General features: G+C 74.5%; 25 protein-coding genes and 1 riboswitch. Of the genes, 19 read left to right on the plus strand and 6 right to left on the minus strand.

Annotated features, from left to right (window positions below; genetic code table 11):
- Window positions 1-147 precede the first annotated feature (147 nt).
- The 12 genes from ABT006_RS15600 (at window position 148) to ABT006_RS15655 (ending at window position 6899) form a co-directional block, all read left to right on the plus strand.
- Window positions 148-657 (plus strand): GNAT family N-acetyltransferase, encoded by a 510-nt coding sequence (locus ABT006_RS15600; RefSeq protein ID WP_350706836.1) that lies wholly within the window; start codon window positions 148-150, stop codon window positions 655-657.
- Window positions 658-928: 271 nt separating this feature from the next.
- Entirely contained in the window at window positions 929-1303 is a 375-nt protein-coding gene (locus ABT006_RS15605) for a hypothetical protein (protein WP_350706838.1), read from the plus strand.
- 2 nt (window positions 1304-1305) lie between these two features.
- On the plus strand, window positions 1306-2568 hold the full coding sequence (locus ABT006_RS15610) for an SRPBCC family protein (RefSeq protein ID WP_350706840.1): 1263 nt from the start codon (window positions 1306-1308) through the stop codon (window positions 2566-2568).
- Window positions 2565-3032 (plus strand): gas vesicle protein GvpJ, encoded by a 468-nt coding sequence (gene gvpJ / locus ABT006_RS35120; RefSeq protein WP_502890970.1) that lies wholly within the window; start codon window positions 2565-2567, stop codon window positions 3030-3032. Before ABT006_RS15610 ends, gvpJ (ABT006_RS35120) begins: the two co-directional genes overlap by 4 nt.
- A 1-nt stretch (window position 3033) precedes the next feature.
- Window positions 3034-3789, plus strand: a complete 756-nt coding sequence (locus ABT006_RS15620; RefSeq protein ID WP_350706842.1) for a GvpL/GvpF family gas vesicle protein — start codon at window positions 3034-3036, stop codon at window positions 3787-3789.
- Between the two features lie 3 nt (window positions 3790-3792).
- The gene (locus tag ABT006_RS15625) at window positions 3793-4173 is read left to right on the plus strand and encodes a gas vesicle protein GvpG (RefSeq protein ID WP_350706844.1); all 381 of its coding nucleotides are present in this window, start codon (window positions 3793-3795) and stop codon (window positions 4171-4173) included.
- The gene (locus ABT006_RS15630) at window positions 4136-4492 is read left to right on the plus strand and encodes a gas vesicle protein GvpO (protein WP_350706846.1); all 357 of its coding nucleotides are present in this window, start codon (window positions 4136-4138) and stop codon (window positions 4490-4492) included. Before ABT006_RS15625 ends, ABT006_RS15630 begins: the two co-directional genes overlap by 38 nt.
- 1 nt (window position 4493) lies before the next feature.
- Window positions 4494-4862, plus strand: coding sequence for a gas vesicle protein GvpJ (gvpJ, locus tag ABT006_RS15635; protein WP_350706848.1), 369 nt, complete (start codon window positions 4494-4496; stop codon window positions 4860-4862).
- On the plus strand, window positions 4846-5688 hold the full coding sequence (locus ABT006_RS15640; RefSeq protein WP_350706849.1) for a GvpL/GvpF family gas vesicle protein: 843 nt from the start codon (window positions 4846-4848) through the stop codon (window positions 5686-5688). Before gvpJ (ABT006_RS15635) ends, ABT006_RS15640 begins: the two co-directional genes overlap by 17 nt.
- Before the next feature lie 40 nt (window positions 5689-5728).
- Window positions 5729-5986, plus strand: coding sequence for a gas vesicle protein (locus ABT006_RS15645; RefSeq protein ID WP_350706851.1), 258 nt, complete (start codon window positions 5729-5731; stop codon window positions 5984-5986).
- Window positions 5983-6417 carry a gas vesicle protein K gene (locus ABT006_RS15650; RefSeq protein WP_350706853.1) on the plus strand — a complete coding sequence of 145 codons (435 nt, stop codon included), beginning with the start codon at window positions 5983-5985 and terminating at the stop codon, window positions 6415-6417. Before ABT006_RS15645 ends, ABT006_RS15650 begins: the two co-directional genes overlap by 4 nt.
- 62 nt (window positions 6418-6479) lie before the next feature.
- The gene (locus ABT006_RS15655; protein ID WP_350706855.1) at window positions 6480-6899 is read left to right on the plus strand and encodes a hypothetical protein; all 420 of its coding nucleotides are present in this window, start codon (window positions 6480-6482) and stop codon (window positions 6897-6899) included.
- Between the two features lie 78 nt (window positions 6900-6977).
- Here ABT006_RS15655 and ABT006_RS15660 read toward each other — a convergent pair whose 3' ends face one another.
- Window positions 6978-9371 (minus strand): AAA family ATPase, encoded by a 2394-nt coding sequence (locus tag ABT006_RS15660; RefSeq protein WP_350706857.1) that lies wholly within the window; start codon window positions 9369-9371, stop codon window positions 6978-6980.
- An 87-nt stretch (window positions 9372-9458) separates the two neighbouring features.
- Window positions 9459-10037: a hypothetical protein gene (locus ABT006_RS15665; protein WP_350707175.1), complete on the minus strand. Its 579-nt coding sequence runs from the start codon at window positions 10035-10037 to the stop codon at window positions 9459-9461.
- 405 nt (window positions 10038-10442) lie between these two features.
- Here ABT006_RS15665 and ABT006_RS15670 point away from each other — a divergent pair, with 405 nt between their 5' ends.
- Entirely contained in the window at window positions 10443-13307 is a 2865-nt protein-coding gene (locus tag ABT006_RS15670; protein ID WP_350706859.1) for an alpha/beta fold hydrolase, read from the plus strand.
- On the plus strand, window positions 13304-14179 hold the full coding sequence (locus ABT006_RS15675) for an ABC transporter permease (RefSeq protein WP_350706860.1): 876 nt from the start codon (window positions 13304-13306) through the stop codon (window positions 14177-14179). The genes ABT006_RS15670 and ABT006_RS15675 overlap by 4 nt, the downstream gene beginning before the upstream one ends.
- A 12-nt stretch (window positions 14180-14191) precedes the next feature.
- Here ABT006_RS15675 and ABT006_RS15680 read toward each other — a convergent pair whose 3' ends face one another.
- Complete coding sequence (locus ABT006_RS15680; protein ID WP_350706862.1) at window positions 14192-14740, minus strand: DUF4232 domain-containing protein; 549 nt, start codon at window positions 14738-14740, stop codon at window positions 14192-14194.
- Window positions 14741-15255: 515 nt separating this feature from the next.
- On the opposite strand from ABT006_RS15680, the gene ABT006_RS15685 reads away from it, so the two are divergent.
- Window positions 15256-16179: a hypothetical protein gene (locus ABT006_RS15685; RefSeq protein ID WP_350706864.1), complete on the plus strand. Its 924-nt coding sequence runs from the start codon at window positions 15256-15258 to the stop codon at window positions 16177-16179.
- 82 nt (window positions 16180-16261) lie between these two features.
- Here the strand turns inward: ABT006_RS15685 and ABT006_RS15690 are convergent, their stop codons facing one another.
- Window positions 16262-16993 (minus strand): hypothetical protein, encoded by a 732-nt coding sequence (locus ABT006_RS15690; protein ID WP_350706866.1) that lies wholly within the window; start codon window positions 16991-16993, stop codon window positions 16262-16264.
- A 246-nt stretch (window positions 16994-17239) separates the two neighbouring features.
- A riboswitch (SAM riboswitch) is annotated at window positions 17240-17375 on the plus strand.
- Window positions 17376-17385: 10 nt separating this feature from the next.
- Here ABT006_RS15690 and thrC point away from each other — a divergent pair.
- Window positions 17386-18672 (plus strand): threonine synthase, encoded by a 1287-nt coding sequence (thrC, locus tag ABT006_RS15695; protein ID WP_350706868.1) that lies wholly within the window; start codon window positions 17386-17388, stop codon window positions 18670-18672.
- Between the two features lie 27 nt (window positions 18673-18699).
- On the opposite strand, the gene ABT006_RS15700 is transcribed toward thrC, so the two are convergent.
- Window positions 18700-19689 carry a LysR family transcriptional regulator gene (locus ABT006_RS15700; protein WP_350706870.1) on the minus strand — a complete coding sequence of 330 codons (990 nt, stop codon included), beginning with the start codon at window positions 19687-19689 and terminating at the stop codon, window positions 18700-18702.
- Window positions 19690-19919: 230 nt separating this feature from the next.
- Between ABT006_RS15700 and ABT006_RS15705 the strand changes: the two genes are divergently transcribed.
- The 3 genes from ABT006_RS15705 to paaN all read left to right on the plus strand — a co-directional run bounded on the left by ABT006_RS15705 (window position 19920) and on the right by paaN (window position 23623).
- A complete protein-coding gene (locus ABT006_RS15705; protein ID WP_350706872.1) occupies window positions 19920-20432 on the plus strand; it encodes a hypothetical protein in 513 nt (170 codons plus the stop codon).
- A gap of 445 nt (window positions 20433-20877) precedes the next feature.
- On the plus strand, window positions 20878-21897 hold the full coding sequence (locus ABT006_RS15710) for a GNAT family N-acetyltransferase (RefSeq protein WP_350706874.1): 1020 nt from the start codon (window positions 20878-20880) through the stop codon (window positions 21895-21897).
- Between the two features lie 52 nt (window positions 21898-21949).
- A complete protein-coding gene (gene paaN, locus ABT006_RS15715; RefSeq protein WP_350706876.1) occupies window positions 21950-23623 on the plus strand; it encodes a phenylacetic acid degradation protein PaaN in 1674 nt (557 codons plus the stop codon).
- Between the two features lie 48 nt (window positions 23624-23671).
- On the opposite strand, the gene ABT006_RS15720 is transcribed toward paaN, so the two are convergent.
- Entirely contained in the window at window positions 23672-24217 is a 546-nt protein-coding gene (locus ABT006_RS15720; RefSeq protein WP_350706878.1) for a GNAT family N-acetyltransferase, read from the minus strand.
- Window positions 24218-24282 lie beyond the last annotated feature (65 nt).

The following is a 24282-nucleotide window of genomic DNA, read 5'->3' on the forward strand; positions in this document are numbered from 1 at the left end:
GGCGGCCGGGGCGCCGGTGGGCGCCGGCCGACAGCGGAGCGTGAGGCGGAACACGATGCGGTCCGACCGGCCGGTACCTTCCGCCGGACCGCCAGTCGGAGTTCGATGGGGTGGACTTGGGCCGGTGGGGCCGGCAGACTGCGGCACGTGGCGGGAACGGTCCGGTTGGAGCCGGTGGACGAGCGGAACCTGGAGCCGTTGCTCTCCGTAGCGGCTGCCGAGGCGGAGCCCGGCGACGTGATGCCGCCGGTGGAGGCACCGGCGGGCTGGTCGCACGCCCGCCGGGAGGCGTTCCGCGAGTTCCACCGGGCGAGCTTCGCCGGCCTGAGCGGCCCCACCGGGACCCAGATGTACGCGATTTTCGCCGGCGGCGAGGTGGTCGGCATGATCCGGATGAGCTGCCGCGACGAGCCGGGCGCCGTCGAGACCGGGATGTGGCTCGGCCGGTCCGCCCGGGGCCAGGGCATCGGGCCGGCCGCTCTGCGTGAGCTGCTGAACGAGGCGGCGGCGGCCGGAATGCGGCTCGTGGTCGCGGAGACCACCGTCGACAATCACGGGGCGTTGTCGGTGCTCTCCAAGTGCGGGGCGAAATTGCGCGAGAGTGACGGCAAAGTGCACGCCGAGATATGCCTCGATTCGACGCCGCCCGCTTTGTGACGACTATTCGTCAGGTCTTTCCTTTCTGAGGTTCTCGCTGCTCGTAGCGGTCCGGCTGCCCGATTTGCGCGGTTGGCGAGGGCCGTGCCGTGGGCTCCGGAAATGGTTCCGTGAAAAGGCGGAAATGTTTCGCCGATAGGCCATCGGGTACTGCCCGCCGGGTCCGATTGAACGGGACACCTGATTGCGGTCCGGCACGTGCTGATCCCCGGCGGCCATTTTCGACCGCTGCCGTCAGGTGTCTGCCGCTCCGGGGAGCGAAGGAGAACTGATGAACAGCGGAGCACGAATCGGGCTCGCGGTGGGCTTCGGCTATCTGCTCGGCCGCCGGCGCAAGTTGCGTACCGCCCTCACCCTGGCCGCCGCGGTCGCGGCCGGCCGCGCCAGCCGGGAGCCGGGCGGGCTGCTGAAGGCGGGCGGCAACCTGCTGCAGTCGTACCCCCAGCTGACCAACCTCGGCCGCCTCGGCGGCCCGCTCGCCGCCGCCTCCAAGGCGGCCGCGACCGCCGCGGCCGGCAGCGGCATCGACGCGCTCAGCGGCAAGCTGCGTGGCTCGGCCGACGCGCTGCGCCGCAAGGGCGGCGCCGCCGCGCCCGACGACGACCGGCCGGACCGGGACACCGACGCCGACCAGCGGGGGCGGTGACCATGGCGGGCACGACAAATCCCGGCGGCCTCGGCGACAAGGTCCGGGGCCAGCTCGCCGGCGAGGCGCGGAACCTGGCGAGCGCCATCGGCGAACGTGCCGTGCAGGTGGTGACGGAGCGGATCACCGGCGCGACCGGACGCCTCAGCGAGTACGCGAAGCAGGGCGGCGGTCCTGGCCTGATCGCCGCCGCGACGGGTGCGCAGAAGCTCGCCGAGGGCGGGTCGCCGGTGAAGGCGTTGGTCCATGCCGGGCTGGCCGGCGGTAAGGAGAAGGTGATGTCGGCTCTCGGCCGGAGCGGCAAGGGCGGCAAGGGCGGCAAGGGCGGCGGGAAGAAACTCAAGGTCACCAACATCGTGGAGACGATCGAGGTCGGTGTGCCCGTCCGGGTCGCGTACGACCAGTGGACCCAGTTCGGCGACTTCCCGAGCTTCATGAAGAAGGTCGAGAACGTCGACACCGAGGCGGACGAGAAGCTGACCTGGAAGGCGCAGGTCTTCTGGTCGCACCGCACCTGGGAGTCGACCATCGTCCGGCAGATCCCCGACAAGCTGATCCACTGGCGCTCGAAGGGCGAGAAGGGCTCGGTCGACGGCACGGTCAGCTTCCACGAGCTGTCGCCCGACCTGACCCGGATCCTGGTCGTGCTGGAGTACCACCCGCAGGGGCTCTTCGAGCACACCGGCAACCTGTGGCGCGCGCAGGGCCGCCGCGTCCGGCTGGAGCTGAAGCACTTCGTCCGGCACGTGATGACGCAGACCGTCCTCGATCCGGACTCGGTGCAGGGCTGGCGGGGCGAGATCGAGGACGGGCAGGTGGTCACGGACCACGAGACCGCCCTGCGCGAGGAGCAGGAGGAACGCGACCGGCAGGAGCAGCCCGAGCGGGAGGAACGCGGGCGGCGGCGACCGGAGCGCGAGCGAGGCCGGCGCGAGCCCGAACCGGAGCCGGAGGAGGAGGCCGAGGAGGCCGCGGAGGAGCCGCGCGCGGAGCGCCGGCCCGCCGAGCGTGGCCGCCGTCGGCCGCCGCTGCGGCGCCGCCCGGCCGAGGAGGAGTACGAGGACGAGTACGACGAGGGCGACTACGACGAGTACGAGGAGGAGCCCGAGGCGGAGCAGCCGCCGCCGCGTCGCCGCGCCCCGGAGCGGGCCCGCCGCCCGCAGCCGCCCGAGGAGGCCCGGCCCCGCGAGGAGCCCCGGCCGCGACGTGCCCCGGAGGCGCCCCGCCGGCCCGTGGTCCGCCGTCGACGGGAGGAGCGGGAGTGACGATCGCAACGAGTGAGGATCAGGCCGGCGGCGCGCTGGAGCGCGGCGGAGCGGGTTCCAGCCTGGCCGACGTCGTCGAGACGGTGCTGGACAAGGGCGTGGTGATCGACGCGCAGGTGTCGGTCGCCGTGGTCGGCATCCAGTTGCTGGAGATCAACGCCCGGATCGTCATCGCCAGCGTGGAGACGTACCTGCGCTTCGCCGAGGCGGTCGACCGGTTCGACATCACGCCGAAGGGCCAGAAGGGGCTGCCCGACCTGGTCGAGGGTGCTTCCGGGGCGGTCGGCGCCCGCAAGGCGGCGTCCGGGATCGGCAGGACCGTCGGCGCGATCGGCGGTGCGGTCCGGGACGCCGTCGGCGAACTCGGCTCCGACGACCGGGACCGGGATCGCGACCGCGACCTCGACCGGGACCGCGACCGCGACCTCGACCGACCCCGGCGGCGCCGGGACGAGGAGCGTTGAGATGGCCGAGGAGACCGGACTGTTCATCTACGGCATCGTGCCCTCCGACGTGGAGCCGACCCCGGACGCCCCCGGGATCGGCGACCCGCCCGGGGAGGTGGCCGCGATCCGGCACGGCGAGCTGGCCGCGCTGGTCAGCGAGGTGAGCCTGACCGAGCCGATCGGCCGGCCGGCGGACCTGACCGCGTACCAGGAACTCGTGGACGGCACGGCGGCCGTGGCCCCGGTGCTGCCGGTGCGTTTCGGCACGGTCGTCACCGGCCCCGACGCGGTGGCCGACCTGCTGGAGGCGCACCACGAACGGTTCGCCGCGGCCCTCGACGAGTTCGAGGGGCGGATCCAGTACGTCGTGCACGGCCGCTACCACGAGCCGGAGCTGATCGCGGAGATCCTGGCGGACAACCCGGCCGCGGCCGAGCTGGCCGACCAGGTGCGCGGGCAGCCGGAGGCGGCCACCCGGCCGCAGCGGATCCGGCTCGGCGAGATCATCAGCCAGGCGGTGGAGCTGCGCCGCGAGGCGGAGAACCGGCAGCTCGTCGACGCTCTTGGCCCGCTCGTCGTGGCGAGCGCACCGCGACCGCCGAGCAACGAGTTGGACGCGGCGAACGCCGCCTTCCTGGTCGAGCGGGACCGGGAGGACGAGTTCGTCACGGCCGTCGAGGAGTACGCCGAGCGGCGCCGGGATCTGCTCCGTACGCGCCTGCTCGGCCCGCTCGCCCCGTACGACTTCGTCAGCGCCCACCAGTTGGTGGAGTGACCGGTGGACATTCTCTGGACACTGCTGACCCTGCCGTACGCGCCGGTGCGAGGGGTGACCGCCGTGGTCAAGGTGATCGCCCGGGAGGCGGAGTCGCGGCAGCGCAACCCGGTCGACGTCCGGCGCGAGCTGGAGGCGCTGGACGCGGCGGAAGCCGCCGGGGAGATCAGCGCCGCGGAGCGGGACCGGGGGCAGCAGCAGGTGCTGGAGCGGCTGACCGGCGGCGCCCGCCGGCCCGCTCCGCCCCGGGCCGTCGCCCGGCGGGGGGCCGGCGGGCCCCGCCGGGCGGCCGGTGCGGAACGGGCGCGGCGGGTGCCGCGCGACGGCGGCGAGGGAGGTGAGCGACATGGCGGACCGGATCCGCGGCGGCGGCCGGGCGCGTAGGAACGAGCCGGACGACCGGTACGACGACGACCGGTACGACGACGAGGAGGAGTACCTCGAACCGATCTCGGCCGCCGAGGCCGCCCGCGAGGGGATGCGGCAGATCGTCGAGCTGACCGGCCGGGACCCGGTGGGGACCACCTCGCTGAAGTCGGTGCGGGACGGCTGGCTGGTCGGGGTGGAGGTGATCGAGGACCGCCGGATCCCCGCCTCCACCGACCTGCTCGGCCTCTACGAGGTGGAGCTGGACCTGGAGGGCGGCCTGCTCGGCTACCGGCGGGTGCGGCGCTACCAGCGCGGGAAGGGCGAGGTGGGCTGAGATGACCATGCAACCGCCACCGGTGGTGCAGAACTCCGGCCAGGTCCTGCCGGCCGGGCACGAGCCGGCCAACCTCGGCGACATCCTGGAACGGGTGCTCGACCGGGGCATCGTGATCGCCGGCGACATCCGGGTCAGCCTGCTCGACATCGAGCTGCTGACGCTCAAGCTCCGGCTGGTCATCGCCTCCGTCGACACGGCTCGGCAGATCGGCATCGACTGGTGGGAACACGACCCGTGGCTCAGCTCGCGGGCGAGGCCGCCGGTCGAGCCCGGCCCGCGGGAGCCGGAGCAGGTGGAGGCGGAGCGCCGCCCCCGGGTCGCCCGGCGGGCCGCCCGGAGGGAGGAGTGGGATGAGATCGACGGCTGACCTCGCGTCCGCCGGCCCGACGGCGCACCTGGACGCCGGGGTGTGGCTGCACGGCGTGACGCGGGAGGTGGACCCGGCCCTGCTCGCCGTGACCGCCGGGATGGACGGCGCGCCGGTACGCGCGGTGCCGGCCGCCGGGCTGGTCGCGGTGGTCAGCACCGCGCCGCTGACCGAGTTCGGCGAGGAGGCGCTGCGCCGCAACCTGGAGGACCTGGCCTGGCTGGAGCGCGCCGCCCGGGCGCACCACGCGGTGGTGGCCGCGCTGTCCCGGGCCGGCGCGGTGGTGCCCGCCCGGCTGGCCACCGTGCACCACGACGACGCCCGGGTGGCGGGCCAGCTCGCCGCCCGCCGGACCGAGCTGACCGCCCTGCTCGACCGGCTCGCCGGCCGGGACGAGTGGGGCGTCAAGGGCTACGTCGTGCCCGGCGCCACGCCCCGGGCGGCGGAGGAGCCCGGGGGGTCGGGCGGGGCCGGGGCGGCGTACCTGCGGCGGCGCCGGGCCCAGCTCACCGCCCGGGAGGAGGGGCAGCGGATCGCCGCCGACGCCGCCGCCGCCGTGCACGCGGCCCTCGCCGGGCACGCGGTGGCCGCCCGGCGGCACCCGCCGCAGGACCGCCGGCTCTCCGGCGCGCCCACCGCCATGGTGCTCAACGGGGCGTACCTCGTCGGGCAGGAGACGCTCGCCGCTTTCAGCCGGCTGGTCGACACGCTCGCCGGGCGGCACCCGGAGATCCGGTTGGAGCTGACCGGCCCGTGGCCGCCGTACTCCTTCGCCGAGGAGCGACCGCCCGAGCCGGCGCTCACCGTGCGGGAGCCGGCGTGCTGACCGCCCGCCGCGCCGGCGCGCAGACCGCCCGGGGGCCGGCGTGGTGACCACCTCGCTCGCGCCGAGCAGCGCCGACGACCCGCTGGCCTACCGGCCGGTGGCGCTGGTGGACCTGCTGGACCGGGTCCTCGCCACCGGCGTGGTGATCAGCGGCGACATCACCATCGCCATCGCCGACGTCGACCTGGTCCGGATCTCCCTGCGCGCTCTGGTCGCCTCCGTCGGCGCGCTCGCCCCGCCAGAACTGCGGGACGCCGCTGTGGAGGGAACGGCCGGGTCGCCGGGGGCACCGGCATGACCGCCCCGGACGGCGGCCCGAACGCCCCGCGCGGCGCGGGGAACACCCGGGGCGGCGGCATCACCGCCTCAGGTGCCGGGACCCGCCGGGACGAGGCCGCCGAACTGGCCGCCGCGCTCGGCGACACCCGGTGGCAGCCGCCCCGGGTGACCCCGCTGGACCGCCGGCTCGCGGTAGACCGGGACTCGGTCGAGCGGGGGCTGGCCAGCCTCGTGCTCACCGTGATCGAGCTGCTGCGGCAGCTCATGGAGCGGCAGGCGCTGCGCCGCGTCGACCTCGGCGACCTCACCGAGGAGCAGGTCGAGCGGATCGGCACGACGCTGATGGCGCTGGAGGAGCAGATGACGGGCCTGCGCGAGTACTTCGGCCTGGCCCCCGAGGACCTCAACCTCGACCTGGGCCCGCTCGGCCCCCTGCTGCCCGACGACTGACACAGCGCGGCGTTTGTGACCGCCGCCCCGCGACCACGGCGGATGATCGCTATCCTCCTGCGGTGATCCGTACCCTCGCCGCCATTTCTCTGCTGGTGGTTTCTGGCTGCGCGCCCACCGGCACGCCTTCTTCCGCTCCGGCCAGTCCCACCGAGCCATCCGACCGGTACGCCTCTTCCGCGTGCACATTGGTGGCCCAAGAGGTCGAAGAGCAGGATCTCCGTTTCGGTGCGGGCACGAGGCCCGCCATGCGTGCCGTCGAGTCGACCGATCCGGGCATCCGAGAGGCCGGCCGGCAGTTGCTGGAGGCCGGCTTGAAGGCCGATGAACTTTTCGTGAAGAACGACCCGAACGTCGACCGGGGACCGACCAACGCCCGCCTGGCCGAGGCGCAACGGCAGTTGCTCTCGGCGTGCACCGACTTCTTCGGCCCACAGCCGTGGCCGTTCGTCAAGCAGGCATCGCCGAGGGTCACTAGCTGAACTGGGCTGCAGTCGGCCTCGACGGGCGTTCGAGTATCCGGATGGCGTACCGAGACGGCTGACCGAACCGTTCGTCGGTCAGCTGGCGCGCTTCTCCGCGTACGCCGCGAGCCAGGCGACCTGGGTCGGGTCCAGGGACGGGCGGACCCGGGAGCGGGCCGTCGCCACGTGCGCGGCGGTGACCGTGGAGGCGGTCAGTGACTCCCGCATGGCCGCCAGCGCCGCCTCCCGTACCAGTGCGGCACAGTCCGCCGCCGAGAAGCCGTCCAGCTCCGCGCCCAGCGCCGCCAGGTCCACCTCCGGCGCCAGCGGCACGTTCCGCGACGCGGCGCGCAGGATCTCCGCCCGCGCCGGCCCGTCCGGCGGCGGCACGTAGACCAGTCGTTCCAGCCGCCCGGGTCGCAGCAGCGCCGGGTCCACCAGGTCGGGCCGGTTCGTCGCGCCGACCACCACCACGTTGCGCAGCGCCTCCACCCCGTCCAGCTCGGTGAGCAGCGCGGCGACCACGCGGTCGGTCGTACCGCCGTCGCTGGCCTGGCCGCGCACCGGCGCGAGCGCGTCCACCTCGTCGAGGAAGACCAGCGTGGGCGCGGCCTCGCGGGCCCGGCGGAACAGCTCGCGGACGGCGCGCTCGCTCTCGCCCACCCACTTCGACAGCAGCTCCGCGCCCTTGACCGAGAGCACGTTCGCCCGGCCCGACCCGGCCAGTGCGGTGACCAGGTAGGTCTTGCCGCAGCCCGGGGGGCCGTAGAGGAGCACCCCGCGTGGCGGCTGCACGCCGAGCCGGGCGAAGGTGTCCGGGTAGGTCAGCGGCCAGAGCACCGACTCGGTCAGCGTCTCCTTGACCTCCGTCAGGTCGCCCACGTCGTCGAGGGTCACCGAGGCCAGCTCCAGGGTGGACGCCGCCATGGTGGTCGGCCGGACCACCTCCAGGGCGGCGGTGAAGTCGGCCATCGCCACCGTCGGCGTCTCGGCCGACTTCTGCCGCAGCGCGGCGCGCACCCCGGCCTCGCGCACCAGCGCGGCCAGGTCGGCGGCGACGAAGCCGGGGGTACGCCCGGCGACCTCGTCGAGCCGCACGTCCTCGGCGAGCGGGACCTGCCGGGTCAGCACGGTCAACTGGTCCCGGCGCAGCGCCGGGTCCGGCAGCGGGATGCCGATCCGCAGCGAGAGCAGGTCCGGGGCGCGCAGCGCCGGGTCGACGGCCTCGGGTCGGCCGGTGGTGCAGACCACCGCCGCGCCGGCCCGGACGGTCTCGGCGACCACCTGGCGGAACACGGTGGCGACCGGTCCCGGCCCGTCGGCCGGGGCGAGCGCCTCCACGTCGGTGACCAGCAGCACCGCCGGCCCGCCGGCCTGCGTCTCGGCCGCCGCCGCGCGCAGCCGGTCGGCGGCGGCCTGGTTGGTCAGCGCGGCCAGCTCGGGCGCCCAGAGCGGGCAGACCCGGGCCCCGACCCGGGCGGCCACGGCGCGCACCAGCGCCGCCTTGCCGGAGCCGGCCGGCCCGGCGACCAGTACGCCCAGCGAGACGGTGGTGCCCAGCCGGCCGAGCACCTCGCGGTGGTGGAAGCCGAGGTCGAGCAGCTCGGTCAGCTCCTCGGCCTGGGACCGCAGCCCGGGCAACTCGTCCACCGACGGCACGGCCTCCTCGTCCGCCTTCGTGGCGCCGTCGCCCGCGCCGGCCCGGCTCGTGACGTCCGCGGTCGCCGGTTCACGCCGGGCGGCGGGGCCGCCGGTGCCCAGGTCGGCCGCGCCGACGTGCGCCGGCCCGCCCCCCGGGGCGCTGCCGGGCCCGGCGGCCCGCCCGGGGCCTGCCGCGCCGGCGGCCTGACCGGCCCCGCCCGCCGCGCCGGCGGCCCGGGCGACCGGCGAGCCGGCCGTGCCGGCGGAGCCGTGGGTCGCCGGGCCGTGTTCCCAGCCGACCACGGTGTCCATGGTGACCAGGGAGCCGGTGCCGGGCTCGGCGGCGACCACCGTGAGCAGGGTGCTGGTCCAGGCGTAGCCGACGCTGTTGGAGAGGCTGCGCCGGGCGGCCTCCACCAGGCTGCGTACCGAGGCGTCGGGCAGGACGTCCTGCGGCAGCAGCGACACGTCGTCCCCGGTCGTCACCACCTTGCCGAGCAGGGCCAGCCGGAGCATCTCGGGGGAGACCACGGCGGCGACCGGCGCCGGCCCGGCGAGGACCACACGGCGGGCGGCGGTGACCGGGAGGGGGCTCACCGTCACCTGGTCGCCGTCGCGGACGCCGAGGTTGCCCAGCATCAGGTCGTCGGCGTGGAGCAGGGCGGTGCTCGCGGTCGGATCGGCGGCGACGATCCCGGCGGTCACCCGCCGGCCGGCCAGGCGCACCGGGTCGCCCGGGCGCAACGCCAGCGCGGTGAGCACCTCCGGGTGCAGCCGGACGATGCCCCGTCGGGCGTCCAGCGCGGCCGGCCGCAGGCTCGCGGTCAGGGTCAGGTCGGGTTCCGCCACCGCCCGACCCTAGCTCCCGATGTCATCCGGCACCCGTCGCGCTCCGCGGCAGGCAGCCCTGCGCCGTGCTCCCGCACGACGCGCTGTCTAACCGCCGGAACCGTCGTCGAGCAGGGACGGGTCGTTGCGGAGCAGCTCGGTCAGCCGCGCCGTCGGGTCGGCGCCCAGCCCCTCCCGGCCGGGCGTCCAGGCCGGCGGCGTCCTGCCCGACGCCGGCCCCGACGCCGGCCCCGACGCCGGCCCCGCCGCCGGCGGCGGTACGGCAGGCTTCTCCGCGCCGACCGTCACGCCCGTGCCGGTCCAGGCGATCCGCAGCGGGTACGCCTTCCGGTCGTGCTCGACCCGAATGGTGACGGCCATGCCGGGGTGGCCCACCACCACCCGGCGGACGGCGTCGGCGACCTCCGCCACCGGGTCGCGGGGCTCGCCGGCCCGCCGGGCGTCGCCCCAGCCGGGCCCGGCGTTGCGGGCCTCGCCCCGGCCCTCGGCGAGCTGCTCCGGGTGCGGCGTGCGGACCCGGGCGCGGGCCCGGGCCACCCCGTCCGGCGCTGCCGGCGGTGCGGCGGCCTCCCCGTCCGCCGCACCGCCCTGGTCGGCGGCCCGCCGGCGCAGCGCCTCCTCGCGCCGGGCCAACCGGGCCAGTGTCTCGTCCAGTCCACCTCTCATCACGACCGCCCCCTTCGGGTGAAACGGGTCGAACCGCCGGCCAACCCAGGTCTTCCTCGCCGGGTGGCCCGGTCGGTGTCGACCGTGGAGTCCCGTGCACCGGACCGGAAATTAACCGACCAGCGAGGGGCGGTCCGGTCGTCGAACGGTCAGCTTTCCGTCAAGAGGCGCCAGGTGACCGTTCGTCCGTCACCGGCCACGCTGGGTGCCGTCCTGGCGAGTGGCATGGATGGATCGGAGGGGATTTCTCGCCGAAGATCGGAATTCACGTGATCCGAATTCGTCTTGCCGGGAGGGTCGGAGACCTGCGACGGTCGCACCGGTCCGGCCGCCGATCGGACCAACCGGACGGCCGTACGGAGGATCTCAGCCAACGCTCAGGGTTCGGGCCGTACCGTGTGCCGCATGAGATCGCCGTCGTCGGCCGCGTGGATCCGGCGTGCCCTGCCCACCCGCCGGCGCGCGATCGCCGCGGCGGCGGCCGTCGTGCTGCTCGCCGCCGCCGTGACCTGGGCGGTGGTGCCGCGGGAACCGGCCGTGCGCACCGAGGCGGCGATCGTGAACGTCGCCTCCGGGCCGACGGGGGACGAGCACGTCGACCTGGACACCACGCTCTACCTGCCCGAGGACGCCTCGGCGGCCGACAGGGTGCCGGCGGTGCTGCTGGCGCACGGCTTCGGCGGTACCAAGGAGTCCGTCCGCGCCGACGCCGAGGAGTTCGCCGGGCGCGGCTACGCGGTGCTCACCTGGACGGCGCGGGGCTTCGGCCGCAGCGGCGGGCAGATCCACCTGGACCACCCGGACTACGAGGTCCGCGACGCCCAGCGCCTGCTGGACTGGCTCGCCGCCCGCCCCGAGATCCGCACCGACGGCGACGGTGACCCGAGGGTCGGCGTGGTCGGCGGCTCGTACGGCGGCGGCCTGGCGCTCCTGCTCGCGGCACAGGACCAGCGCGTCGACGCGATCGTCCCGATGATCACCTGGCACGACCTGTCCCACTCCTTCCTGCCCGAGAGCACCGGCAAGCAGCCCACCGAGGGCGTCTTCAAGTCCGGCTGGGCCGGCCTCTTCTTCGGCGGCGGCGGCAACGTCGGCTCCGGGCCGGCCGGGCTCTCCGGGGCCGGCGCCACCCAGCCCGAGGGGGCGCCCGCCTCCGCCGGCCCGCCCAGCCCGGGGCCGGGCGCCGGCCCGGGAACCGGTCCGGGGCGGGCGCCGGCCGGGGCCGCCGACCCGTCGTGCGGCCGGTTCGCCGCCGACATCTGCGCCGCGTACCTGCGGATCGCCACCACCGGCCGGGCCGACCAGGCCGCCGTGGACCTGCTGCGCCGGTCCAGCCCGGCCGGCGTGCTGGACCGCATCAAGGCGCCGACCCTGCTGGTCCAGGGCGCGGCCGACACCCTCTTCCCGCTCGGCGAGGCGGACGCCAACGCGCGCGGCATCGCCGCCGCCGGCACGCCAGTCCGGGTGGCCTGGTTCACCGGCGGACACGACGGCGGCGAGGGCCCGCGGACCGACTCGGACCGGGTGAGGTTCCTGACCGTGCAGTGGCTCGACCACTACGTCAAGGGTGAGGGCGAGGCCCCGGGGGACGACTTCACCTGGTCCCGCATCGCCGGCTTCGACGCCCTCGACCGGGGCCTGGTGGCCACCGGCTACCGCACCGCCGACTACCCGGGCGTCGCCGGCACGGCCCGCCGCGACGTCCCGGTGGCCGGCCCGGCCCAGCCGGTCGCCAATCCGCCGGCCGGCAACCCCGCCGCCATCTCCTCGGTGCCCTTCGCCGGCGAGTTGTCGTCCCTGCTCGGCGGCGTCGCCGGGGACATCCCCGGCCAGCACGCCCGGTTCGAGTCGGAGCCGCTGATCGAGGCGGTGGACGTGGTGGGCGCGCCGACCGTGGAGATCCGGGCGGCGTCGCCGACCGGCGAGGCGGTGCTCTTCGTCAAGCTCTACGACGTCGACCCCAACGGCGCGGCCACCCTGCCCAACGGCCTGGTCGCCCCGGTCCGGCTCACCGGCCTGCCGCGCGAGATCGAGGCGGCGCAGCCGGTCACCGTCACGCTCCCGGCGATCGTCCGTCGCGTCGAGGCGGGGCATCGGCTGCGCGTCGTGGTGGCGACCTCCGACCAGGCGTACGCCACCCCGGTCGAGCCCACCGTCCACACCGTCGTGGCCGACGGCGCGGTCGCCCTGCCGACCGTCGCCGGCGAGCCGATCCCCACCGCCGCCACGGTGTGGCGGTGGGTGCTGGTCGGGCTGGTCGCCGCGATCGTGGTCGGGCTCGTCGCGGTCGTGACCGTGGCCCGCCGCCGGCACCGCCGCCAGGACAGCTCCGTCCACCCGGCGTACGCGGGCGTCCCGCTCGCCGTGCGGCAGCTCCGCAAGGAGTACGCGGACGGCTTCGTCGCCGTCTCCAACGTGGACTTCGAGGTGCATCCCGGCCAGGTCGTCGGCCTGCTCGGCCCCAACGGCGCCGGCAAGACCACCACGCTGCGGGTGCTGATGGGGCTGACCCAGCCCACGGCCGGCGAGATCTACGTCTTCGGGCACCGGCTGGTGCCCGGCTCGCCGGTGCTGTCCCGGATCGGCGCGCTGGTCGAGGGGCCGGGCTTCCTGCCGCACCTGTCCGGCCTGGAGAACCTGAGGGCGTACTGGCGGGCCACCGGGCGGCCGGCCGAGGACGCGCACTTCGACGAGGCCCTGGAGATCGCCGGCCTGGGCGACTCCGTGCACCGCAGGATCAAGAACTACAGCCACGGCATGAGGCAGCGCCTCGCCATCGCGCAGGCGATGCTCGGCCTGCCCGAGCTGCTGGTGCTGGACGAGCCGACCGACGGGCTCGACCCGCCGCAGATCGCGGAGATGCGCCGGGTGCTGCAGCGCTACGCCACCGACGGCCGGGCGGTGCTGGTCTCCAGCCACCTGCTGGCCGAGGTGGAGCAGACCTGCACGCACGCGGTGGTGGTGAACAAGGGCCGGATCGTCGCCTCGGGCCCGGTCGAGGAGATCGTCGGGGAGTCGCCGAGCGTGCTCTTCGAGGTGACCGACCCGGCGGCCGCCCGGGCGGTGCTGAACGGCCTGCACGGGGTGCGGGTGCTTCCCGACGGCGAGGGCCAGCTCGTGGTGGACACCAACGGGACCGCCCGCAGCGAGGTGGTCGCCGAGCTGGTCCGGGCCGGCATCGGGGTGGACCGGGTGGTGCCGCGGCGCCGCCTGGAGGACGCGTTCCTCGCCCTGGTCGGTGAGAACTCTCGGGGAAGCGGGGACCGATGATGGCGGGGACGTCACCCACGGTGGGCGCGGCGGCGGGTTACCGGCCGTCGGCCACCCTGCCGTTCGGCGCCGAGTTCCGGCGGCAGGCATCCCGGCGGCGTACGCAGCTCGCGCTCGGGTTCATGGTGCTGCTGCCGCTGATCATCCTGATCGCCTTCCAGTTCGACACGGGCGACGACGACGACAACGGGCGCGGGGAGTTCGGCAGCCTGGTCGAGTTCGCCACCTCGGGCGGGCTGAACTTCACCCTGTTCACCATCTTCGTCTCGGCGTCGTTCCTGCTGGTCGTGGTGGTGGCGCTGTTCTTCGGGGACACGGTGGCCAGCGAGGCGAGCTGGGGCAGCCTGCGCTACCTGCTCGCGGTGCCGGTGCCCCGGGCCCGGCTGCTGACGGTGAAGCTGCTGGTCGCGCTCGTCTACTCGGCGTTGGCGCTGGCGCTGCTCGCCGGCACGGCCCTGCTGATCGGCACGTTGCGCTACGGGTGGGAGCCGCTGCGCAGCACCGTCGCCGCCCAGCTCGAACCGGGGGAGGGGCTGCTGCGGCTGCTGGGCGTGCTCGGCTACCTGGCCGTCGTACTCCTGGTCGTGGCCGGCCTGGCGTTCCTGCTGTCGGTGGTCACGGACGCCGCGCTCGGCGCGGTCGGCGGCGCGGTGCTGCTGTGGATCCTCTCCAGCATCCTCGACCAGATCACCGCGCTCGGCGCGCTGCGCGCGTTCCTGCCGACCCACTACGCCACCGCCTGGCTGGGGCTGCTGTCGACGCCGGTGCAGACCGACGACGTGGTACGCGGCGCCATCTCGGCGATCAGCTACACGACGCTGTTCTGGGGCCTCGCCTTCTGGCGCTTCACCCGCAAGGACGTCACCAGCTGACGTCCGGGCGGCTCAGAGCAGCGGCGGCACCGGGCTGCTCGACTCCGGGCCGCCCGGGTCCGAGGTGTCCGGCAGCGGCCGGGTCGGCGTCGGTGCCGGGTCGGTCGCCTTCTTCCAGGCGCTGACTCCGATCCGGCCCGTGTTGCCGAGATCGATCGGCCCGTCCAGGCCGACGAGCTGCGCGGGCCGGCCGGCGGCGGGTGCGATCTCCAGGCGCTCGCCGTCGGTGGCGACGACGGTCGGGTCGGTGACCAGGTTGCGCCAGAGCACGGCGGCGCCAGCCTGCTCGCCGGGGCGCAGGGTCAGCGGCCGGGGCGGGTCGTCGAAGCCCGACGTGATCTCCTTGGCCCCCTCGACCACCCGGACCGGTATCGGATTGCCGTCGCCGTCGAACAGGCGCAGCACCGGGTAACCGTCGAGCGGGTAGGGCTTCGTGCCGCAGTTGACCAGTCGCAGGCCGAGCGCGCGCAGACCCATCGCGGCGCTGCTGCCCGGCGACGTGATCCGTACGCCGGATGCCGGGCACTCGGTCGGCGTCGTGGTCGGCGCCCCTGTCGGCATGGCCCTTGGTATCGACGGCGGGGCCGGATCGACCGACGACGGTTCGGTCGCGGGGGAGCAGGCGCCGAGCAGGGCGAGGCCGACGATCGCGACCCCAACTGTCCGTGCCGGACCGGGAACTCCACCGGGCGAACGCGGTGCGGATCGGCGCGCGGGGACTGCCATCACCTGATCATCGCACCGGCCGGCGCCCGCCGAGCTCGGACACCCGCCCGCGGAACCCTGTCGCACCGTAAGGGTATGGCGCCTGTGAGTGAGAATCGGGTATGGCCACTCCGCCCGCCGTGCCGCAGCCCGAGCCGCCAGCCGAGCCGTCGTCCACGTCCGCGCCCGCACCGCCAGGCGAGCCGTCGCCCGTGTCTCCGCCCGTGTCGCCGGCCGAGCCGTCGTCCACGTCCCCGCCCGCACCGCCACCGGAGCAGTCGGCTGGGCAGTCGCCCAGGCCGGGAGCCTGGGCCGTGCTGGCGGATCAGCGACTGCCCGGGTTCCGCGGGCTTCCGCCGAAGCAGCGTGCGGTGTACGCGACCGCCGCCGCCGTCATCGTCGTGGTCGGCATGCTGTTCGCCTACCAGGCCAACTTCCTCCTGGACCGGTCGACGGCCACCGAGCGGGCCCGCTCGGACAGGCAGGCGCAGAAGGCGGTGGACCGTGAGCAACCCGCGTTCGTGTCCACCGTCACTCCCCTCGACTACGACCGGGACCTGCCCGAGGCCTTCACCGTGCTGCTCGACCGGTCGCTGACCGAAGGCGAACAGGCCACCCTCACCGCCCTGAACGGCGACGCGTCAGAGGTGTGGGAGTTCATGAAGCCGCTCGGCGGCCGGATGGTCGAGCACGCGTCCTATGTGGCGCCGCTCGAGGACGGCAACGAGAACCGCGGCGTTGCCCAGACGTTCGACCTGAACCTGAACAGCGATCGCGCCGCCGGACTCACGATCAACAACATGACCGCCGTCAAGGACTCGTGCCGCGTACCCACGGCGAAGACCGTCGTCACCGTCCCCCCGGCGGGTGCGGAGTCCCGGCAGGGCCTGCTGTGGGACCTGACCGGTGGGCCGACGGACAAGCCGCACGGCCCGTACGTCCTGGACGACGGCGAGCCGCAGGAGGGTCGGCTGTACTTCCGCCGCAACGTCGTCGAGCTGGGCAACGGTCAGTCGAACATGGCCTTCCGTATCCAGCCCGAGGTGTCCACCCACACCTGCGAGTGGCACATCGTCGCCTCCTACACCGACACGACCGGTTCCCATGAGCAACGCATCCCGAGCGGCACCGGCACGCTCACCACCGAGGCCGTCCCCTCGCAGCCCGTCCAGTACTTCGAGCGCGTCCCGACCTCGGGGTGGGGCTGCCTCGGCGAGGTGAGTCAGCAGGGTTGCCGGGCCACCGGATCCGTACGGCTACCGAGGCCACCGGCCCACCGACCGGTCCCACGCTGAGCCGGATGCTCGTCACGGCCGGAGCCCGCGCCGGCGGATCGGCCGGCTCGGGCTCGGGCTCGGTACGACCACCGGCGGGACGTCAGCGGGAACGGGGCCTGCGCTTGCGGGTGTCGGGGGAGTCCGGCGCGGTGCCGGAGTCGGCGGTGTCCCCGCCGTCGGACGCGTCGGAAACCCGGGCGTCGGTGTGGCTCAGCTCGGCCAGCGTCGTTCCCCTGAGCTGGTAGACGGCGGTACGCCGGATGCTCAGCTCGGCCATCGGGCCGTCCGCGGGCCGGGTCAGGTAGACCACTGTCGCCCTGCCGTCGCGCACGCTGACGCTCTCCACCGGCGTACGGTCGCCGAGGTCGACCTGGGCCTGGTAGTCCGGCTCGCCCTTGACGTTGCGCCAGGCGGCGAGGGTGAAGAAGCGGCCGGTGCCACCGCCGTCGAGCATGACCACGCCGATCGCGTCGCCCGCGCCGTCGCCGTCGAGGTCGCCGATGGCGCACGGCCGCTGCAACTCCACCGTCGTGCCGTCCCGGTCGGACCAGCGGCCGGCGGCGAGGCGGATCGGGGCGGCGTACCCGCGGTAGCGGACCCGGCTGCTGCCGATCCGGGTGTTGCGCAGTTCGGGGCAGGTGAGCTGGTCGCCGGCGTGGCGGGGGGCCGGGGTCGTCCGGGCGGCGTCGACGTCGTCCCGCTTCGCGCCGGTGCCGGCGGGCCGGTCGGCGGACCGGTCCCGCTTCTTCCGGTTGCCCGTGGAGCAGGCGGTGGTCAGCGCCAGCAGGCAGGCCATGGAGAGCGCCACCACCGGGACGAGCTTGCGACGCATTCGCGCGTTCCTTTCCGTCGATGTGCCTGCACCGTAACGGGAGCGCGCCAGGGGCGCGCCGTCGCTTCGTGGGAGCCCGGACGCGTTGCTCCCGCTGCGCGACGGCGGCGAGTTGGCAGGGTGGATCCGTACCGTCGAGGAGCGGCCGCCCCTGCGGCTCGGCGGCGACTGCGGGATCGCTCACATCCTGGGATCTGTCGTCGATCCGGGCGGCGTCGGTGCTTAAACTCGCAGGCACAACTGCATACCTCATCCAGAGGGGCTGAGGGATACGGCCCGACGACGCCCCGGCAACCACCCCGCGCGCTCACCGCAGAGCGACCGGCGGGGCAGGTGCCAATTCCGTCCCCGCCGCAGAGTGCGATGCGGGGAAAGATGAGAGGACTCTCGACATGACGTCGGCGTTCGCCGTCTCCGGCATCGACACCACCGCCAGCCCCGCCCGCGCCCTGGTCTGCCGCGCCTGTTCGGCCCGCTACCCGCTCGCCGCCCAGCACGCCTGCTACGAGTGTTTCGGCCCGCTGGAGGTCGACTACGACGCCGCCGCGCTGGCGGCGGTCACCCGGGAGCAGATCGAGGCCGGCCCGCAGAACATCTGGCGGTACGCCGCGCTGCTGCCCGCCGGCCAGGACCCGGCGACCAGGGTGACCCTCGACCCGGGCTTCACCCCGCTGGTCGCCGCCCCGCACCTCGCGGCCGAGCTGGGCATCACCGCTCCGCTCTGGGTCAAGGACGACAGCGGCAACCCGACCCACTCGTTCAAGGACCGGGTGGTCTCGGTCGCGCTGACCGCCGCCCGGGCGCTCGGCTTCCGCCGCTACGCCTGCGCCTCCACCGGCAACCTGGCCAACTCGGTCGCCGCGCACGCCGCCCGGGCCGGGGCGCCGTCGGTGGTCTTCATCCCCGGCGACCTGGAGCAGGGCAAGGTCGTCACGACCGCCGTCTACGGCGGCGAGCTGGTCGCCGTCGACGGCTCGTACGACGACGTGAACCGGCTCTGCGGCGAGCTGGTGGAGACGGACGAGTTCGAGGACACCGCGTTCGTCAACGTCAACGTCCGCCCCTACTACGCGGAGGGGTCGAAGACGCTCGGCTACGAGGTGGCCGAGCAGCTCGGCTGGCGGATCCCGGCCCAGGTGGTCATCCCGATGGCCTCCGGGGAGCTGCTCACCAAGATCGACAAGGCGTTCGCCGAGCTGGTCGAGATCGGGCTGGTCGAGGCGCCGGCCGGCGGCTGGAAGGTCTTCGGCGCCCAGTCGGCCGGCTGCAACCCGATCGCCGCCGCCCTGCACGCCGACACCGACACGATCACCCCGGTCAAGCCGACGGGCATCGCCAAGTCGCTGAACATCGGCGACCCGGCCGCCGGCCTCTACGCGTTGGAGGCGGTGCGCCGCACCGGGGGCTGGATGGAGTACGTCGACGACGACGAGATCCGCGCCGGCATCCGGCTGCTGGCCCGCACCACCGGCGTGTTCGCCGAGACCGCCGGCGGGGTGACGGTGGCGGTGCTGCGCAAGCTGGTCGAGTCCGGCCGGCTCGACCCGACCGCGGAGACCGTCGTCTTCAACACCGGTGAGGGGCTCAAGACCCTCGACGCGATCGCCGCCCAGGCCGGCCCCACCCACCGGATCAGGCCCTCGCTGCGCGCCGCCCGCGACGCCGGCCTCCTCGGCTGAGCTCCGAGGCCGGTGACCGCTCGCGGCTCAGCCGCCGGCCCGGCCCGCCCCGGCGCCGGTCGCGCGCCTCGCCTCGACGTCGGCCACCCGGTCCGGTCTGCCACCGGCCGGCGTGGACACGCCGTGCAGGTGGCGCGCGACCGTCGCCGCGACCTGACGGAAGGCGAGCACGGCGGCACGGCGGTCGTGCCGTCGGGCAGCCGCGACGAAGGGCACCGGGGCGACCTCGGACAGCTCCACGAAGCGCAGCTCCGCGAGGGGCGAGAGCCCGCGTGCCGTGCGGGGGCCCACGGCCACCACCGACGGGTCCTGGAGGATCAGGTACGCCATCTCCGCCGGCGAGGTGACCGTCACCCCGCGCTGCTGCGGCGGGCAGCCGTCGCGGTAGTCGTTGAGCAGCCAGTAGTCGCGGATCGTCGGCACGTCCTCGATCCGGGGCATGGCCAGCGTGAGCACGTCCGCCAGCGACACCGCCGCCCCGGCGTCGGCCAGGGGATTCCGGGCGCTCAGCGCGAGGACGCGGGGCTCGGCGAACAGCACCGTCCAGTCGTGCCGTTCGGGGTCCAGCGGCAGCCGGGTGAGCGCCACGTCGATCTGGTCCTCCAGCAGGGCGGTGTACAGCCCGCCCACGGTCAGTTCGCGCAGGACCAGCCGTACCTCGGGGGCGGCCCGCTGCCAGGCGGGCAGGATCGACGCGATGAGGTCGCCCGCCCCGCCGGCGCTGAAGCCGACGCGTAGCGTGCCGTCGCCGGTGCCGACGGTGTCCCGGGCCGCCCGTACGCCGTCGGCGACCTCGACCACGGCCCGCCGGGCCGGTTCGAGCAGCGCGGATCCGGCCTCGGTGAGTCGGACGCCCGCCGGCTCCCGGTGGAACAGCGGCGCGCGCACCGCCCGCTCCAGGGCGCGGATCTGCTGGCTCAGCGTCGGCTGACTGACGTGTAGCAGCGCGGCGGCGCGGGTGACGGACCGCTCCTCGGCGACGGCGAGGAAGTACCGGAGTTGACGTAGTTCCACCATGACGATCCCCCTTGCCCGACCCCCGCGGGCATCGACGATCAGAAGATCTACCAGCACTCATAGGTCCGTCCTATGGCCCATCGTTGTCGCGTCTTGGACAGCCCTCCCGACCCGGCCGAAGAATCTGCAGGTGGCGGTACCCGGAACCTCCCGGGGTCCACCGCCGCCTGTCACATAGGCGACGAATTGCGATCGGCCGCGACCACCCGGCCGGCACGAGAGGGGTTCCCATGAACGCAGCACCGGCCCGCGTCACCCGGGCGGCCGTGACCGCCTTCACCATGCTGGCCGCCTCACTCGGTGTGGTGGCCCTCGGCGCCACGCCGGCGGCGGCCGGGACGCTGGACAAGTACACCGTCAGCAAGTCGTCGAGCAGCTTCGACGGCGGCTGCGTGGCGGAGTCGACCGTGAGCTACTGGCCCGGCACCGACACCGCGACGTTCACCACCACGGTCCGCAACCCGTACCTGTTCGCGGCGTGCCGGGTGAACACCCGCCTGTACGTGCAGGGCGCCACCACCCAGTGGACCAGCGCCACGCACTACACGATGGCGTGTGGGATCACCGACACGACGTGCGCGTCCACCCAGACCACGACCGGCACCTACTACGCCGCCACGCCGAGCCTGACGGCGTACGTGGACAGCGTCAACGACGCGCTGGAGGCGATGGGCCTGGAGCGGTCGATGACCCGCAAGAAGGCGGTCGAGTCGATCTCGATCGAGTTCAGCAAGGCGGGCTGACGCGGCGAACGGGGCGGCCGGCAACCCACGGGGCGCCGGCCGCCCCGTTGCCGTCACGGGACGGCCCCCGGTGACGTGTCCGACGGCCACCGTGGGCGCCGCCCGGTCCATCCGGAGTTCCGGGCAGGTCAGGGGTGCGAAGCGCAAGATCGCGTGGGGCGGCCGGGAGGAACGGGGGAGGGGCGACTCACCCGGACGGGGGATCGGGTCGATCCGCCGGGTAACTGGCTTTTCGCTGTGAGTGCGGAAAACGCGCCGACAAGGACTTGACGGCAGGAACCGGGCGGCGCAAGATGCTTCGTGCGGGAGGGCGTCTCGCCGGAGACTTTGAGTTCTTGCGACCCAACGCCGGAGGCGTTGTGCGAGTGTCCCTCCCGACCAACGTCCGATCGGGCCAGCGGTTAAATCGCTGGCCCGATCGTCGTTTCCGGGCCACCCTCGGGGCATGAGCATCACGATCGCGCCGATCGACGCCGCCGATCAGGCCGCGATCGATGCGGCCTACCGGATCGGGGCGGCGGCCAACGACGCCGACCTGCCGGACTTCCCGCCCTTCTGCCGGCGGCGCTTCGAGGCCGCGATCCGGCACCCGATGCCCGGCAACGCCGCGATCTGGGCGCTGGCCCGGCTCGACGGCGTGCCGGCCGGCTACCTCGCGCTGGACCTGCCGCAGCTCGACAACACCGAGAACGCCACCGCCGACCTGATCGTGGACCCGGCCCACCGGCGTCGCGGGGTGGGCCGGGCGCTGCACGAGCACGCCGTACGGCTGCTGCGCGAGCGGGGCCGCAAGCGGGTGCTGGGGATGGCGGTCGGCGCGCTGCCCGGCGGCCCGCCCCGGCCCGAGGCCGGCGCCGCCTTCGCCGCGTCGACCGGCGCGCGGCCGGCGCTGGCCGAGATCCGCAGCCGGCTCGACACCACCCGGCTCGACCACGACGGGCTGGACGCCGCGCTGGCCGACGCCCGCACCCGGGCCGACGGCTACCGCGTCCTCCGCTGGCAGGGGAGCACCCCCGACGAGCACGTCGCCGACATCGCCTACCTCGACGGCCGGCTGATGGCCGACGCGCCCCTCGGCGACGTGGAGTGGGAGCCCGAGCGGATCGACGTCGAACGGGTCCGCGGCATCGAGCGGGCGCTGGAGGCGCGGGGGCGGCGGCGCTACCACACGGCGGTGCGCCACGAGGCGTCCGGCCAGGTGGCCGCCTGGACCCTGCTCGACGTGGGCCCCTCCGCCGACTGGCACGCGTTCCAGCAGATCACCATCGTCGACCCCGCTCACCGGGGGCACCGGCTCGGCCTGCTCGTCAAGATCGAGAACCTGCGGCACCTGCTCGCCCACGAGCCGGCGGTGCGCGCGATCGACACCTTCAACGCGGCCGAGAACAGCTACATGATCACGATCAACGAGCAGCTCGGCTTCCGCCGGGTCGACGGCTGGACCGACTGGCAGCTCACGATCTGAGTTGTGACACGGCCCTACTGATCCTGGGGCTTCCTGTTGCATGATGGCGGGCATGACGGAGACCCCGCACCCCCTGTACGACAGGCACGCCGACACCCTGACCCGTGCGCTGACCGCGATCACGGAGCGCGGGTACTGGTCCGCCTACCCCGAGTCGCCCAGCCCACGGGTCTACGGCGAGACCGCCGCCGCCGACGGCAAGGCCGCCTTCGAGGCGTACCTCGGCGGCGACTTCCCCCTCGACCAGCCGGGCGCCGGCGACCGGGTCGCCACCGAGACCAGCCCGTTCGGCGTCGAGCTGGGCGTCCGCTACCCGCACGCCGGGGCCGACGAGCTGGTCGCCGCCGCCTCCGCCGCCCTGCCGAGCTGGCGTGACGCCGGCCCGCAGACCCGGGTGGGCGTCTGCCTGGAGATCCTCGACCGGCTGCACAAGCACATCTTCGAGCTGGCCAACGCGGTGCAGTTCACCAGCGGCCAGGCGTTCGTGATGGCCTTCCAGGCCGGCGGCGCGCACGCGCTGGACCGCGCGCTGGAGGCGGTCGCCTACGCGTACGCGGAGATGACCCGGCACCCGGGGACGGCGGGCTGGGAGAAGGCCGCCGGCAAGGGCGACCCGCTGCGGATGACCAAGACCTTCCACGTGGTGCCCCGCGGCGTGGCGCTGGTGATCGGCTGCAACACCTTCCCGACCTGGAACTCGTACCCGGGGCTGTTCGCCTCGCTGGTCACCGGCAACCCGGTGGTCGTCAAGCCGCACCCGCGCGCGGTGCTGCCGCTGGCCATCACCGCCCGGTACGCCCGGGAGGTGCTCGCCGAGGCCGGCTTCGACCCGAACCTGGTGCTGCTCGCCCCCGAGGCCCCCGGCGAGAAGCTCGCCTCCACGCTGGCCCTGCACCCGGCGGTGAAGATCGTCGACTTCACGGGTTCCACCGAGTACGGCGACTGGCTGGAGGCCAACGCCCGGCAGGCGGCGGTCTACACCGAGAAGGCCGGCCTGAACACGGTGGTGGTCGACTCCACCGACGACTTCGCCGGGATGTGCCGCAACCTCGGCTTCACGCTGACCCTCTACAGCGGCCAGATGTGCACCACCTCGCAGAACGTCCTCATCCCCGCCGGGGGGATCGCCACCGACCAGGGGCACAAGAGCTTCGACGAGGTGGCCGGCGGGATCGCCGCCGCGATCGGCAAGCTCACCGCCGACCCGGCGCGCGGGGTGGAACTCACCGGCGCGATCGTCAACGACGGGGTGCTGGAGCGCCTCGACGAGGTCACCAAGGTCGGCGAGACGGTGCTGGAGTCGCGTACGGTCGAGCACCCGGCCTTCCCCGGCGCGGTGGTCCGCACCCCGACTCTGGTCAAGCTGGCGGCCGACGACACGGCGACCTACTCGAAGGAGTGGTTCGGGCCGATCTCGTTCGCCATCGCGACCGACTCGACGGCGCACAGCCTGGAGATCCTGCGGTCGACGGTCGGCGAGAAGGGCGCGCTCACCGCGGCGGTCTACTCCACCGACGAGGCGGTCCTCGACGCGGCCGAGGCGGCGGCGATCGAGGTCGGGGTGCACCTGTCCTGCAACCTGACCGGCGGGGTCTTCGTGAACCAGTCGGCGGCCTTCTCCGACTTCCACGGCAGCGGCGCGAACGCGGCGGCCAACTCCGCGCTCACCGACGGCGCCTACGTGGCCAACCGGTTCCGCATCGTGCAGTCCCGTCGGCACGCCTGAGTCGCGGTTGGGGTTTCCGGGGCGGGCTGCCCCGGAAACCCTCCCGTGTCAGGCGGCGCGGCGCATCTGGAGTTCGGTGAGCGCCGGCACGGTGGGGTGCGGCACGCGTACGCCGGTGTCGACGAAGCCCAGCCGCCGGTAGGCGCGGTAGGCCCGGTCGTTGCCGACCACCACCTCCAGCATCAGCTCGGGCCGGCCGCACTTCCGGGACCAGGCGGCCACCGCCTCGACCAGCTCGCCGAGCAGGCCGGTGCCGCGCCAGGACGGGGTGACGTAGACGGCGTAGACGACGGTCAGCCCGGGCTCCTCCGGGGTCACCGTGCCCCCGGCGTGCCCGACCAGCCGGCCGCCGGGGTCCGCGACGAACTGCGCGGTGTCCGCGCCGGCCGACACGTACGCGATCCGGGCCGCGTAGTCGGCGTGCGGCCGGGCCGCCGCGTTGGCGAGGGTCTCCAGGAAGGCCAGCGGCGCGTCGGCGAGCATCTCCAGCCGCAGCGCCCGCATCCGGGCGGCGTCCTCGGGCCGGACCCGCCGGATCTCCGCGCGCCGGGTGCCCGCCGACCCCCGCCCCGGCCCGTCCGGCGTCCTCGTCATGCCGAATGCCTACCACAGCGACGGATGACGATGCCCCTCGATCGGAATATGCCCGATTTGGGGTC

The sequence above is a fragment of the Micromonospora sp. NPDC002717 genome, from assembly GCF_040295705.1.
GTDB lineage: Bacteria > Actinomycetota > Actinomycetes > Mycobacteriales > Micromonosporaceae > Micromonospora.

Coding starts and splice junctions, on each gene's coding strand:
- ABT006_RS15640 (WP_350706849.1), top strand. CDS start 4,846: ATGAGATCGACGGCTGACCTCGCGTCCGCCGGCCCGACGGCGCACCTG.
- ABT006_RS15680 (WP_350706862.1), bottom strand. CDS start 14,740: ATGCCGACAGGGGCGCCGACCACGACGCCGACCGAGTGCCCGGCATCC.
- gvpJ (WP_350706848.1), top strand. CDS start 4,494: ATGACCATGCAACCGCCACCGGTGGTGCAGAACTCCGGCCAGGTCCTG.
- ABT006_RS15630 (WP_350706846.1), top strand. CDS start 4,136: ATGGCGGACCGGATCCGCGGCGGCGGCCGGGCGCGTAGGAACGAGCCG.
- ABT006_RS15720 (WP_350706878.1), bottom strand. CDS start 24,217: ATGACGAGGACGCCGGACGGGCCGGGGCGGGGGTCGGCGGGCACCCGG.
- paaN (WP_350706876.1), top strand. CDS start 21,950: ATGACGGAGACCCCGCACCCCCTGTACGACAGGCACGCCGACACCCTG.
- ABT006_RS15705 (WP_350706872.1), top strand. CDS start 19,920: ATGAACGCAGCACCGGCCCGCGTCACCCGGGCGGCCGTGACCGCCTTC.
- ABT006_RS15675 (WP_350706860.1), top strand. CDS start 13,304: ATGATGGCGGGGACGTCACCCACGGTGGGCGCGGCGGCGGGTTACCGG.
- ABT006_RS15620 (WP_350706842.1), top strand. CDS start 3,034: ATGGCCGAGGAGACCGGACTGTTCATCTACGGCATCGTGCCCTCCGAC.
- thrC (WP_350706868.1), top strand. CDS start 17,386: ATGACGTCGGCGTTCGCCGTCTCCGGCATCGACACCACCGCCAGCCCC.
- ABT006_RS15710 (WP_350706874.1), top strand. CDS start 20,878: ATGAGCATCACGATCGCGCCGATCGACGCCGCCGATCAGGCCGCGATC.
- ABT006_RS15690 (WP_350706866.1), bottom strand. CDS start 16,993: ATGCGTCGCAAGCTCGTCCCGGTGGTGGCGCTCTCCATGGCCTGCCTG.
- ABT006_RS15670 (WP_350706859.1), top strand. CDS start 10,443: ATGAGATCGCCGTCGTCGGCCGCGTGGATCCGGCGTGCCCTGCCCACC.
- ABT006_RS15650 (WP_350706853.1), top strand. CDS start 5,983: ATGACCGCCCCGGACGGCGGCCCGAACGCCCCGCGCGGCGCGGGGAAC.
- ABT006_RS15605 (WP_350706838.1), top strand. CDS start 929: ATGAACAGCGGAGCACGAATCGGGCTCGCGGTGGGCTTCGGCTATCTG.
- ABT006_RS15700 (WP_350706870.1), bottom strand. CDS start 19,689: ATGGTGGAACTACGTCAACTCCGGTACTTCCTCGCCGTCGCCGAGGAG.
- ABT006_RS15665 (WP_350707175.1), bottom strand. CDS start 10,037: ATGAGAGGTGGACTGGACGAGACACTGGCCCGGTTGGCCCGGCGCGAG.
- ABT006_RS15610 (WP_350706840.1), top strand. CDS start 1,306: ATGGCGGGCACGACAAATCCCGGCGGCCTCGGCGACAAGGTCCGGGGC.